Source organism: Bradyrhizobium zhengyangense, from assembly GCF_022012435.1.
Taxonomy (GTDB): domain Bacteria; phylum Pseudomonadota; class Alphaproteobacteria; order Rhizobiales; family Xanthobacteraceae; genus Bradyrhizobium; species Bradyrhizobium zhengyangense.
Genome location: NZ_JAKLUA010000001.1, coordinates 915,389 through 927,912, shown reverse-complemented (window position 1 = coordinate 927,912; position 12,524 = coordinate 915,389). Strand labels below are relative to the sequence as shown.

Annotated in this window: 13 protein-coding genes; 8 read left to right on the top strand and 5 right to left on the bottom strand. The window is 63.2% G+C overall.

Features of this window, described 5'->3' with window-relative positions; genetic code table 11:
• Positions 1 to 9: 9 nt before the first annotated feature.
• A complete protein-coding gene (gene purN / locus L6637_RS04560) occupies positions 10 to 663 on the top strand; it encodes a phosphoribosylglycinamide formyltransferase (protein ID WP_237858274.1) in 654 nt (217 codons plus the stop codon).
• A gap of 90 nt (positions 664 to 753) precedes the next feature.
• On the opposite strand, the gene L6637_RS04555 is transcribed toward purN, so the two are convergent.
• Positions 754 to 960 (bottom strand): cold-shock protein, encoded by a 207-nt coding sequence (locus L6637_RS04555; protein WP_008551638.1) that lies wholly within the window; start codon positions 958 to 960, stop codon positions 754 to 756.
• Positions 961 to 1,334: 374 nt separating this feature from the next.
• Between L6637_RS04555 and L6637_RS04550 the strand changes: the two genes are divergently transcribed.
• Positions 1,335 to 2,519, top strand: coding sequence for an autotransporter outer membrane beta-barrel domain-containing protein (locus L6637_RS04550; RefSeq protein WP_237869374.1), 1,185 nt, complete (start codon positions 1,335 to 1,337; stop codon positions 2,517 to 2,519).
• 19 nt (positions 2,520 to 2,538) lie between these two features.
• On the opposite strand, the gene L6637_RS04545 is transcribed toward L6637_RS04550, so the two are convergent.
• Positions 2,539 to 3,579, bottom strand: coding sequence for a LysR family transcriptional regulator (locus L6637_RS04545; RefSeq protein WP_237869372.1), 1,041 nt, complete (start codon positions 3,577 to 3,579; stop codon positions 2,539 to 2,541).
• Positions 3,580 to 3,650: 71 nt separating this feature from the next.
• Between L6637_RS04545 and L6637_RS04540 the strand changes: the two genes are divergently transcribed.
• From L6637_RS04540 to L6637_RS04525, 4 genes are read left to right on the top strand one after another with little or no spacing between them, the layout of a single operon-like run.
• Positions 3,651 to 4,268, top strand: a complete 618-nt coding sequence (locus tag L6637_RS04540) for a hypothetical protein (protein WP_237869370.1) — start codon at positions 3,651 to 3,653, stop codon at positions 4,266 to 4,268.
• A complete protein-coding gene (locus tag L6637_RS04535; RefSeq protein ID WP_237858269.1) occupies positions 4,255 to 4,875 on the top strand; it encodes a GNAT family N-acetyltransferase in 621 nt (206 codons plus the stop codon). The genes L6637_RS04540 and L6637_RS04535 overlap by 14 nt, the downstream gene beginning before the upstream one ends.
• A 25-nt stretch (positions 4,876 to 4,900) precedes the next feature.
• Positions 4,901 to 5,461 carry an isochorismatase family protein gene (locus tag L6637_RS04530; protein ID WP_237869368.1) on the top strand — a complete coding sequence of 187 codons (561 nt, stop codon included), beginning with the start codon at positions 4,901 to 4,903 and terminating at the stop codon, positions 5,459 to 5,461.
• Between the two features lie 33 nt (positions 5,462 to 5,494).
• Positions 5,495 to 5,662, top strand: a complete 168-nt coding sequence (locus L6637_RS04525; RefSeq protein WP_237858267.1) for a hypothetical protein — start codon at positions 5,495 to 5,497, stop codon at positions 5,660 to 5,662.
• Between the two features lie 30 nt (positions 5,663 to 5,692).
• Here L6637_RS04525 and L6637_RS04520 read toward each other — a convergent pair whose 3' ends face one another.
• Both L6637_RS04520 and L6637_RS04515 read right to left on the bottom strand, forming a co-directional pair.
• On the bottom strand, positions 5,693 to 7,348 hold the full coding sequence (locus L6637_RS04520) for an FAD-dependent monooxygenase (protein ID WP_338076837.1): 1,656 nt from the start codon (positions 7,346 to 7,348) through the stop codon (positions 5,693 to 5,695).
• Positions 7,349 to 7,383: 35 nt separating this feature from the next.
• The gene (locus L6637_RS04515) at positions 7,384 to 8,139 is read right to left on the bottom strand and encodes an IclR family transcriptional regulator (protein ID WP_237858266.1); all 756 of its coding nucleotides are present in this window, start codon (positions 8,137 to 8,139) and stop codon (positions 7,384 to 7,386) included.
• A 152-nt stretch (positions 8,140 to 8,291) separates the two neighbouring features.
• Between L6637_RS04515 and L6637_RS04510 the strand changes: the two genes are divergently transcribed.
• Positions 8,292 to 9,623: an MFS transporter gene (locus L6637_RS04510; RefSeq protein ID WP_237869366.1), complete on the top strand. Its 1,332-nt coding sequence runs from the start codon at positions 8,292 to 8,294 to the stop codon at positions 9,621 to 9,623.
• Positions 9,624 to 9,824: 201 nt separating this feature from the next.
• The gene (locus L6637_RS04505) at positions 9,825 to 11,207 is read left to right on the top strand and encodes an aspartate aminotransferase family protein (RefSeq protein WP_237869364.1); all 1,383 of its coding nucleotides are present in this window, start codon (positions 9,825 to 9,827) and stop codon (positions 11,205 to 11,207) included.
• 133 nt (positions 11,208 to 11,340) lie between these two features.
• On the opposite strand, the gene rnd is transcribed toward L6637_RS04505, so the two are convergent.
• Positions 11,341 to 12,489: a ribonuclease D gene (rnd, locus tag L6637_RS04500; protein WP_237858262.1), complete on the bottom strand. Its 1,149-nt coding sequence runs from the start codon at positions 12,487 to 12,489 to the stop codon at positions 11,341 to 11,343.
• Positions 12,490 to 12,524 lie beyond the last annotated feature (35 nt).

The following is a 12,524-nucleotide window of genomic DNA, read 5'->3' as shown; positions in this document are numbered from 1 at the left end:
GGCGCTGCGGTGAAACGGCCCGTCGCCATCCTGATCTCCGGCCGCGGCTCCAACATGTCCGCGCTAATCAAGGCAGCCAGCGCGGCCGATTTTCCGGCAGAGATCTCGCTCGTCATCTCGAACAAGGCCGACGCGCCCGGGCTCGAGCGAGCCAAGGCGGCCGGCGTCAAGACGCAGGTGATCGAGAGCAAGCCGTTCGGCAAGGATCGCGCCGGGTTCGAGAAAGTGCTGCAGGCCGTGCTCGATGAGCACGGCATCGAGCTGATCTGCCTCGGCGGCTTCATGCGCCTGTTCACTGCCGAATTCGCCAGGGCGTGGTACGGGCGGATGCTCAACATCCATCCGTCGCTGTTGCCATCATTTCCCGGCCTCGACCCGCACGGCCAGGCCTTGCGCGCCGGCGTGAAACTGTCTGGCGCGACGGTGCACTTCGTGATCCCCGAGACGGACGCCGGCCCGATCGTCATGCAGGGCGCTGTCCCCGTCAGCGACCACGACACGGCCGAGACGCTGTCCGAGCGCATCCTCGAAGTCGAGCACCGCATCTATCCCGCGGCGCTGAGCCTGCTTGCGACCGGCAAGGTCAGGATCGAGGGCGACGTCTGCAAGACGGCGGGGAGTGGGGCATCAGAGAATTTTCTGATTGCGCCGGTGGCGAACTGAAGCACACTCGTGTTTCGTTGCTCCAAAACAAAATCCCCCGGCGGAGCCGGGGGCATCGTCGTGAGCTCTCGCTGATAGCTTTGAGAGAGATCAGGAGACCTTGAGGTTCTCCGCGGACGACTTGCCGCGGTTCTCCACGAGGTCGTATTCAACCACCTGGTTTTCATTGAGGGTGGAAAGTCCGGCACGCTCGACGGCCGAGATGTGGACGAACACGTCCTTGTCGCCGCCGTTCGGCTTGATAAACCCGTAGCCCTTGGTTGGGTTGAACCATTTGACGGTGCCCTTTTGTGGCATCCTCAGTCTCCTCCGCTAGATACTAAAAAGACGCGGCCGCTTTTCGCGTGCCACGTCACAAACGGGCTTCCGGAAGTCTGTTCGAGTCTTGAGCCTGTCGCGAAACGCACAGCCGAGCGGCCAATTCCGATTGTGTACGATATTCCAACACGAAAACCGCGCGCTAGCAAGCTGCGTGCAAACTTCAAGACCGCACTGGAGACATCCCGCTGCAATTTGCGACCTGTGGCAGCGGAACCACAATTGGAGGAATCACCCGGCGAAAGCACGCGGACCGGTTGACCCCTTGTGGCAGTTCAGCACAAATCGTCGCACCTGCTCGCCCTTCGTGTTGCATTTTTGCGGGCCGCCATTTTGCTTCGGGAATAGTCGTCATGTGCTGCACTCGGCGGCCCCAAGGGATACTGCAGACGATCGGGCTGGACCGTGTCCGCCGGATCGTGATGGCGATCGCCATGACGCTTGCGGCCGTCACGTTGATCCCGGCGACAGCCGCCTTCGCGCAGACCCCGACGCCGACTTCGTCTCCGACACCCACGCCAACGCCGACGCCCAGCCCGACACCGTCGCCTTCGCCATCACCGACCCCGGGGGCGACGTCGACCAATGCCAATCAGTCAGCCGGCAACAGCACGCTTAATCTGGGTTCGAATTTTCTGGAGCGGCTGGGCGGCCAGGCCTCGAGCGGCTTCAACCGGGCCTCGCGCACCAATCCCGGCGGCGGTGGCGCGTCGGAGAGTGCAGAGGATCCGCGCTACCGCACCTGGTACGAGGGGTACGGCATTTCGGTCCGCACTGATCCGCAGGGTGATTTCGTTGGAGACAAGCGTACGACATTCGGCGGTGTCGCCGGCTTCGGTGCACGGGGCGCGCCAGGCGTCAATCTCGGCTTCTCCGTTGACCAGAGCCACACCGACATCGACGTGCCGCTCGCGCTTCAGTCGGCGACGCTCGACCTGACGCAGATCGGTTTCAACGGTTCCGTCGACAAGGGGCCTTGGACCTGGGCCTTCGCTCTGGTGCACGGGTTCGGCAAGGTGCATTCCAGCCGCGATACCGGCTTCGGCCTTGCCGTCGCGGGGTATCACGCCACAGTCGACGGCGCGCTCACCGAGATCAACTATTACTGGACCAAGGATCAGATGCGCATCGTGCCCAAGGGCGCGCTCGAATATGTGCGCGCCACCAGCGCGGCATTTCAGGAGGCCGGGGGACTTGATCCCCTCAATGTCGGCTCGAGCGCGATCTCGCGCGCACGCGTCATGATCGGCGCCGAGGTCGGGCGCTACTTCATCTTCGACCGGAAAATCCTGGATCTCTCGGCTTACGGCAAGTTCGTCGACAATTTTTATCAAGACCTCGGCTCGGTGCAGGTCAGCCTCGGGACCCAGAACATCATCGTCCCCGGCATCGGCGAGAGCCGTTACGGCATGGACGCCGGCGCGTCGGCGTCGCTCAGCCTGACCAACACCGCGCGCCTATATGTCAATTACGACGGCAAGTTCCGCAACGAGCTGACATCGCATCAAGGCACCGTCGGCTTCGAATATCGGTGGTGAAGGGACTGCTCCGTCCCACTCACGTCGGCGTCGCCGCAATGTATCCGGACAATCCAAAGCCTTCGCGCGCCGCTGTCATCATCGGCACCAAAGCGTTCGGATGGATGAAATCGTCGCGGAAGCAGGGATGGGTTTTGGGATCGAAGATCTTCTTCAGCCAGTCGACCACGATCTTGTGCCGCTCGGAGGTGCGGAACTCCTTGTGATAGGTGAGCCAGAGGTCAGCGTGGTGGCTGACGCCGAGGTCGACAGCAACGAGCGGGGCTCCGAGCGCAATCGACACCGTCGGCAGGAAGCCGATGCCGGCGCCGCGCTCGACCGCGTAGAGCACGCCGACGGACGAGTTGGTCTTGATCCCGACGATGCCTTCGAGCGATTTGAGCCCTAGGATGCGCGCATAGGCACTGTCGTCGACCTGTGGCGCGTTCTGCTTGACGATACGATGGTTCGGCAGTTCGGCAAGCGTCGTGGGCAGGCCGTAGAGGTTCGCATATTCCCTGGAGACGAAGGGGTAGATGTGCAGCCGGCCGAGCTTGGCCACGATGAGATCGGGATTGGTCGGTGGCTCGAGCTGGATCGCGATGTCCGACTCCAGTCGCGCGACGTCAGCCTGCTCCATCGCGCAGCGCAGATCGACGGTGATCTTGCGATAGGTCTTCTGGAAATCGATCAGCCGCGGCAGGATCCAGAAATTCCCGGGACCTTCCGTCACCGCGACGCGCACGGTGCCCGACGTATCGTTCGATGAGCGTGAGGCGCGGCGGAAGACATTGAAGGCGTGACGCTCCATATGCGCGACGTCGGCAATCATCGCGGTGCCTTCGTCGCTCAGCGTGAGCCCGCTCTGGTCGCGCAGGAAAAGCTTGCAAGCGATGCTCTCTTCGAGCCGGTCGATCCTCCGCATCAATGTGGTGGAGGTGAGCCCGAGCTCTTCGGCGGCGTTGCGGAAACTTTTAAACTTTGCGCAAGCTAAAAACAGCTTCAAATCGTCCCAGGACGCATTTAGCGCTTCTTCATGGTGCTGCATCAATGCAGCACCCCGGTGCGATACTTGCTGCATACTCCTGATCTCCAGCCGCTAAGCTTCTGCTGGTTGCGGCGTACAAAACCCCTGAACGATAGAGGGACGACATGAGGATGGAAAGGGGCTCGTTTGCCGCAAGGCATGATTTCGATGCCTTGCCGCTGAGCCCCGAGGTGGATGTCCATTGCGCGCAATTCGGGGAAATCGGCGCGCTTTCGGATATGGCGCATCGGCTGGTGCCGGGCGTGCAGATCGAGGCGATCGAGCTTGCAAGATATTTCGCTTTCGATCGCCAGAGCATCCTGACCTTCACCCGGAACGGTACGCTGCTCGGCGGCATGGCGTTTCTGTTTCTCAATGACCGCGGGCATGACGCGTTGTTGCTCGACGAGATCTGCCTGACGGCGCCCGACACGCGCCATCTCGCCGCGGCGAATGAGGAGGTTTCCGCGATCTACATCTGGGCGATCGCCGCGACCGGCCGCGGCATCGCCGGTCTTGGCAAGGCTGCGGCTCATCTTCGCCAAATAAGGTTTCGCGGCGCGGACTGCTATGCGCAGCCGTCAACCGTGGCCGGGCGCGAAATCATGAAGGCGACGGGCTTCGAGCCGATCGCCAGCTTTCAGCCTGACCTCTGGTGTTACGAGCGACCGTGGCATCGACAGCCGATGCGTATGCCTGGCGCGATCATCCAAGCAAGGAGTTTTTCAGATGCACGGCACTAGGATTCCTCTCGCCAAGCCTGACTCCCGCGCCATCACCATCCGCCTCGCGCGCGATCCAAGCGACCTCATGCTGGTCACGGCCATTCGCTCAGCGGTCTATCTTGCCGAGCAGGATTGCCCTTTCGATGAGGAGTTCGATGGCAACGACATGGTTGCCGCCCATTTCATCGGCTACATCGGCAACGAGCCGGCGGGCTGTTTGCGGGTGCGTTTCTTCGGCGACTTCGCCAAGGTGGAGCGGCTTGCGGTGCGTCATCAATATCGGCGCTCGCGCCTCTCGTTCAAGCTGGTGCAGGCCAGCATCGACTTCGTGAAGCGCAAGGGGTTCCGCAAGATTTACGGCCAGGCGCAGGACCGGCTGGTCGACTTCTGGGCCCATTTCGGCGCCAAGCCGCTCGGCCACAACAGAAAGATCACGTTTTCGGATTTCTCCTACACAGAGATGCTGCTGGAGATAGAGCCGGGGCCGGATGCCATCACGCTGGACAGCGATCCCTACGTCATTATCCGTCCCGAGGGCGACTGGGATCGTCCGGGTGTGCTGGACGCTTCGGCGGGGCGGACGGTAACCTCGCCGTTGCGGGACCTCGCACTCGCCGACCGCTGAAATAGGTGCAACTCTGCGCAAGACAATGCCGGTCTCCCACGACGATCCGCTGGTCCTGATCTGCGCGGACCTCCAGATGGAATATCTGATCCCGGGGCGTCGCCATGTCATTCTCGACGGCGACGCCGCAATCCTGCGCTGCCTGGAGCTGCTGGCGTTGTGGCGGAGCAACCTCTGGCCAGTGATGCATCTGAAACGGGTTGCGGAGGCAGCGTGGTTCGATCCGTCATCCAGGCTGACCGATTGGATCGCCGAAGCCAAGCCCCGGCCCGGCGAGATGACGTTCGAGCACGCGTTGCCTTCGGCTTACAGCTCCTCCCGTTTCGCCGACCACATGTCCAGCCTCCGTAACGTGCGCTGCGTGATGACGGGCTTTTCCCTCGACGAGACGATCCTTGCCACTGTGGTCGAAGGGTTTCATCGGAGCCACCGTTGCCGGGTGGTCGGCGATGCCGTGGCCTGCCGACAGCCGGCCACGGGCGAAGCGGCCGACTACAAGCAGTCGCTGATGAATGTCATCGGCAATTTTGCTACTGTCCAGTCCAGCGCTGAATTGATCAGAAGCAGCGGCGCCGTCGCGGTCTAGGCGGACGCGATCGGCGGATGGACAGGCGGGACATTGTCACGGGGAAACGAGCTCAAGGAACTGGCGAGCGACCTATCGCGTGCCCTCGAGGCAGCGCGCCGGATCGGTCTGCCCACGACCGTCTATTTGCTGTCGATGGCGCTGGTCGAGGTGAAGGAAGCTATCAACGCTGTCTGCGATGACGACGACGGTACGGCCTGATGTTTGCGTGCCAGCGGCCGAGCGATCTCGTCAGGATCGACCGACGGCGCGCCCCAGGATCTGAGATGCGTCGGCGCCGTCGTTGTTGCCCGCGTAAGCAACAAACTGATCGGGCCTCACCAGGATCAGCCGCGCCTCATATCTCTCACGGCCGTCTGAGGCGGTATCCCGGATCACCTTCAGCGGGATGCCAAGCCCTGCGGCGGCTCGCTCGAAGGCGGCTCCCGCGGTGTTTTCAGTCAAATCGATCAACGTGAAGCCGTCGCCTATTTCCTCGAAGACATTCTTGCCCGACGACAGAGGCTGCGGCGCCAGATGATGGCCGGCGCGCGCCGCATAGGCGTGCGAGCCGATCGCGCTGCTGACGCCGCCGGTCGGGCCGAATACGATCGGCGATCCCTCGTAATTCGGCTCGAAGGCGTTGACCTCCGCGCGCGCGCCGGAATGACGTGCGTGCCAGGCAGCATCGAAATCCGCCGGGTCCCGCGCCGGATCGTGTTGCCGCAGAAAATCCCGATCGCGGAAGATCGATGCCTCGATGAAGTCGCGCGCAGTGGACGCAAAGACCGGGCGGCGCTCGGCATCGTAGCTGTCGAGCAGAGCGGCGGGTGCCCAGCCATGCAGGGTTGCAGCGAGCTTCCACGCCAGATTAACGGCGTCCTCGAAGCCGCTGTTGATGCCATAGCCGCCGTAGGGCGGGTGGCTGTGCGCGGCGTCTCCGGCGACGAAGATGCGGCCTGCGCGGTAGCTGTCTGCGAGCGTGAAACGCAGATCCCAAAATCCGATGTGCTCAAATTCGACGTCGAATTCTGCGCCCGCGGCCTCGTGAAGCAGGCGCCGGAAATCGAAATTGTCGCGCGTGGTGTCATTGGGCACTGGGGCGTGGAAGAACCAGGTGGTGCCGAGATCGACGCGGCCGAAGAACTTCCAGTAGCCCTCGAGGTCCGGATGCAGCACGTTGTAGAAGGACTTGCCCGGATATTTGCTGAGCAAGCGATGCAATTCGGTTGAACGGAACACCAGGAGAACCATCAGGCGATCGTGGTCGGAGCGGGTCTGGGTGATACCCGCGTGCTCGCGCACGATTGATCGGCTGCCGTCGCAGCCGACAACATAATCGGCGCGCAAGCTCTGCTTCGTCCCTTCGCCGTTGACGATTTCGACGACGACGCCATCGGCATCAGACCGCACGTCCTGACAAGTCCAGCCATAGCGCAGATCGATATCGGGAAGCTGCGCTGCCCGCTGCCGCAGCACGGCTTCGGTTGCGTATTGCGGCAGGCGCTCATTGTCGGTGAAATAAAACGGCCGAACCAGTTCGCGCTGGAGCCAATTGTAATTGGTGCCGCTGAGCAGCGTGCCGTAGCTGGTCATTCCGCCGATGCCGTAATCGGGTGGAATGGTGCGGGCTGCCCGCAGCGCCGCCTCCGCGCCCCAGAAATCGAAATGTTCCATCGTCCGCTGCGTGAGGTTCTGTCCCTTGGGGATCGGCAGCGGTTGCTCATAGCGCTCGACCACGATGGTCTTGATGCCGCGCTGGCCAAGTCCGATCGCCAGACCCATTCCAACCGGTCCGCCGCCGACGATCACGACGGGCGCCCCGTTGTTCGCCTGAGCCTGTGTCACGTCGCTTCCCCGTACCTGTTGCCGCGCCTGGCGCGACCGCTTGTTCTGATGGGTCGTCACTGACATTTCGTCAAGTTGAATCTCAAATGATGAGATTATTTTGCATCATCGTCGGCTGCGGCCGAGATCTGCCGTGCCGCTTCGCGGACCTCCGAACTAATGCGGTCGATCAATTCGCCATTGGCATGCTGCCCGCCGATCGTGATGCAGAGGCTCGCGATCGGATATCCAGTATCGAGGATCGGTGCGGCAATCCCGACCGCGCCGGCCGTCACTTCGCCGAAGGCAACGGCAACGCCCGCGCGCCGCACGCGCTTCAGCGCCGCCAGGACGTCGTCGGGCGTGTCGCCGACGCCGACGTTGCGCAGATCATCGGCGTAGCGCGAGACCAGCGGCATGACGCGCTGCTTGGGCAGGAAGGCCATGATCGAGCGCGCAATCGCGCCGCGTCCCATCGCCATCGGTCTGCCGCGCGGATAGCTGCTCGCCGGCGCAACGGCCGATGCGATCGAGGCTACACACAGCATCTTGTCGCCGTACCAGCGCACGATGAGTGCCGTGCAGGGATACGCCGCGGCGAGGCGTTCGAGGTGCGGCGTGGCAGTTGCGATCAGCGGATCGGAGCGGCGGCTGAGATAATCCATCTCGACCACGCGGGGCCCAAGCGCGAACCGCCCGCCGCGCGTCGGCATGACGAAGCCGCTGTCCTTCAGGCTCTTCAGATAGCGATACAGCGTCGGCCTGGTGTAGCCGAGTTCCTTCATGAGTTCCTCGGGCGACCATTGCGGACGTGCCTCGGTGAAGAGATCGAGCAGGGCAAGGACCCGATCCTGACTGTTTGCCTTGACCAATTTCGGTTCGTTTCCAGCTTTGCGTTTGACCGTATGAGGCGCGTTTGGAGAGGCCGTAAAACAACGAAATCCTCGCAGCTTGCGCTGACAATAATCTCACTATAAGAGATTAGTGAAGGAAAAATAATGCAGGGTGACCGGGGAGGGCGCGCATGGCCGTCACAGCAATGAGCGAGGCCGCAGCCGATACGGTCGACGTTCCCGCCTTTGTCGACCGGCAGCCGGTCGGTGCCTTTCAGATGCGGGTGCTGCTGGTGTGTGCCGCCGTGCTGTTCATCGACGGCTTCGACACCCAGGCTATCGGCTATGTCGCGCCAGCCGTGGCGCAGGAATGGAAGCTCGTGCGCAGCAGCCTCGGGCCGGTGTTCAGCGCCGGACTTCTCGGGCTCATGATCGGCGCGCTGATCTTCGGTCCGATGGCCGACAGGATCGGCCGTCGTCGCATCATCCTCGCGAGCACGCTGGTGTTTGGCATCGGGACTTTGCTCAGCGTGTTCGCGCCGGACGCAAATTGGTTGATCGCGTTACGTGTGCTGACCGGGCTAGGGCTGGGTGGTGCTATGCCGAACGCCGTCGCGCTCACCTCCGAATTCAGTCCGCATCGCCGTCGCGCCACGCTTGTGATGATCATGTTCGCGGGCTTTTCGATCGGTGCGGCCCTGGGCGGGCTGCTCGCCGCTGCGCTGATTCCCGCCTTTGGCTGGCGCTCGGTGTTTCTGGTCGGCGGCGTCGTGCCGCTCCTGCTGCTGCCGTTCCTGCTCAAGGCACTGCCGGAATCGATCCGGTTCCTCGCGATGGTCGGCGGCCGCGACCACGAGGTGGCGAAGCTTCTGAAGCAGATCGCCCCGAATACGCCTTTTGCCAGCGAGGCGAAATTCGTTGTGCAGGAGCCGAAATTGGAGGGCCTGCCTGTCGCACATCTGTTTGCGGAGGGGCGCGGATGGGTGACTCTTTTGCTCTGGATCGTGTTCTTCATGAGCCTGCTCGACCTTTATCTGCTCTCGAACTGGCTCCCCACCGTGTTGAATGATCTCGGCGTCTCGGTGTCGGCGGCCGCCGCGATCGGCGCCATGCTGCAGGTCGGCGGTGTCGTCGGCACCTTCACGCTCGGCCATTTCATCGATCGCTTCTCGTTTCGTGCGCTGTCGCTGACCTATCTCGTCGCCGCGGGGGCGGTCGTGGCCATCGGCCTGGCCAGCCAGTCGATCGTCCTGGTCACGATCGCGATCTTTGCGTCCGGATTCTGCATTGTCGGGGGGCAGATCGCCTCGAACGCGTTGACGGCGACATTCTACCCGACGGCGATCAGATCGACCGGCGTGGGATGGGCGCTCGGCATCGGCCGCATCGGCTCGATCGTGGGACCGCTCGTCGGCGGAGCGATGCTGGCCCGCGACATGGGGGCGCAGTCGCTGTTTGCCGCGGCGGCGGTCCCGGCGCTGGTGGCCGCGGTCGCGGCCTTCGTGCTGGCCCGGCGGAATTAACCGCGGCGACGCGGCCGGATGTCAAAACGCCAGCGCTGCTTTCCTGCAACGCTCATGTGCACGCGCTGTCAACGAAATGACGTTGCAAGTTGCGGCGCAGCGCAATAGCCAAGGTATCGACGTTTTGTTTGGACAAGCCTCATCTTCGGATGGAGGCTGCGTCATGACGTCGGATGACGCACCAGTTAGGGAATCCCCGCGATGACGATGCTGCCCAATTCGCAAGAAGCCCGCGATGTGGCCTACCAGCTCCACGCCTATACCAACGCGCGCGCCCATCAGCAGGCAGGTCCCCTGGTGATTGAGCGCGGCGAGGGGCCCTACGTGTTCGACGCGTCGGGCAAACGCTATTTCGAGGCCATGGCGGGCCTGTGGAGCGTCGGGCTGGGCTTCAACGAGAAGCGGCTGGTGGAAGCCGCGCACAAGCAGATGCAGGCACTGCCGTTTTATCACACGTTCTCGGCCAAATCGCACGGGCCCTCGATCGACCTCGCCGAGAAGCTGGTTGCGCTCGCGCCTGTGCCGATGAGCAAGGTGTTCTTCACCAATTCCGGCTCGGAGGCGAACGACACCGTCCTCAAGCTGATCGCCTATCGTTCGAATTCGCTCGGTCAGCCGCAGAAAAAGAAGATCATCAGCCGGATGCGCGCCTATCACGGCGTCACCATTGCGTCCGCAAGCCTCACGGGCCTGCCCAACAACCACCGCTCGTTCGACCTGCCGCTGCCGAATATCCTGCACACGGGCTCGCCGCATTTCTACAAGGACGGCGCGCCCGGCGAGAGCGAGGAGGCGTTCGCAACGCGCCGGGCCGAGGAGCTCGACGCACTGATCCAGAAGGAAGGCCCTGACACAATCGCCGCTTTCTTCGGCGAGCCGGTGATGGGAGCAGGCGGCGTTATCGTGCCGCCGGCGACCTATTGGGATAAGATCCAGGCGGTGCTGAAGAAGTACGACATCCTGCTGGTTGCCGACGAGGTAATCTGCGGCTTCGGCCGCACCGGCAAGATGTTCGGCTGCGAGACCTACGGCATCAAGCCCGACGCGATCGTGGTCTCCAAGCAGATCACCTCCAGCTATTTCCCGCTCTCGGCGATCATCATGAACGACCGCATGTTCGAGCCGATCGCGGACGAGAGCAACAAGATCGGCGTACTCGGCCACGGCTTCACCGCGGGCGGGCATCCGGTCGGCTCGGCGGTTGCGCTGGAAAACCTCAAGATCATCGAGGAGCGTGGCCTGGTCGCGCATGCCGCCGAGCTCGGCGGCTACATGCAAAGCAAGCTTCGCGAGCTCACCAGCCATCCGCTGGTCGGCGAGGTTCGCGGCGTCGGCATGATCGCAGCGCTCGAACTCGTGCTCGACAAGGGCCGCAAGACTGCTGCCGCGACGCCGGGTGCCGTCGGCGGCATGGCGAGCCGCATGTTGCAGGAGCGCGGCGTGATCGCGCGCAACATGCTCGATGCCATCGCCATCTGCCCGCCGCTGATTACCACCAAGGCCCAGATCGACGAGCTGGTCGCGGCGATTACGGGGGTGCTGGATGATATGAAGCCCGAAGTCGCGAAGCTGCCGCAGGCGTGAGGTCTCTCCTCGTCATTGCGAGGAGTCCTTGCGACGAAGCAATCCAGAGTCCTTCCGCGGAAACAGTTCTGGATTGCTTCGCTGCGCTCGCAATGACGATGTGGCTGGCAATCGCGCCTGCTACGCAACGCCACTACGCCCGCTGAACTCCGATCACGCGGCCCTTTTCGATCGCCAGTGCCAGCTCGCCGCGCTTGAGCTTCAGTGCGGCATCGCCGAACAGCTCGCGGCGCCAGCCGCGCAGGGCCGGCACGTCGGCGTCGTCATCGGCCGCGATCTCTTCGAGATCATCGACGGTGGCGATCACCTTGCTCGCCACGGCGTGACGCTCGGCGGTCATGCGCAGCAGCACCTTCAACAGCTCGACGGTGGCCGCGCCATTGGAATTGTTGCGCGGCTTCTCCAGCTTCGGCAGCGTGGAATGATCCCGCGCCAGCCCGCGCTCGACGGCAGCGACGATGTCAGCGCCCCATTTGGACTTCTCAAAGCCCTTTGGCACCGAGCGCAGATGCGCGAGCTTCTCCAACGTGTTCGGCGCGTGAGTGGCGATGTCGCTGATAGCTTCGTCGCGCAGCACGCGGCCGCGCGGCACGTCGCGGCTCTGCGCCTCCTGCTCGCGCCAGGCAGCGACTTCCATCAGGACCGCGAGGTCCTTTGGCTTGCGCACCCGCGTCTTCAGCCGTTCCCAGGCGCGCTCGGGATGGAAGTCGTAGGTCTTGGGCGAGGTCAGGATTTCCATCTCGATGGAGACCCATTCGCTGCGGCGGCGCTTCTTCAGATCGGCGTCGAGCGCGGCGAAGACATCGCGCAAATGCGTGACGTCGGACACCGCATAGTGCATCTGCTCCTTGGTCAGCGGCCGGCGCGACCAGTCGGTGAAGCGGTGGGTCTTGTCCGGGCGGTGGCCGGTGACCTTCTCGACCAGAGCGTCATAGGCGATGCTGTCGCCATAGCCGAGCACCATCGCCGCGACCTGGGTGTCGAACACCGGATGCGGGATGATATTGGCCTGGTGCCAGATGATCTCGATGTCCTGGCGGGCGGCGTGAAAGACCTTCAGCACGCCCTCGTTGGCCATCAGCTCGAAGAACGGCTTGAGGTCGATACCCTCGGCCAGGGTGTCGATGACGATCGCTTCCTCGGGGCTGGCCATCTGCACCACGCACAACAGCGGGTAATAGGTGGTCTCGCGTAGGAACTCGGTATCGACAGTAATGACGGGGTGCTTGGCCAGCCGGCTGCAGGCAGCCGCGAGGTCAGCGGTGGTGGTAATCAAATCCATGAACGGCCCATGACACTTGATACCAGCCGTTCTGC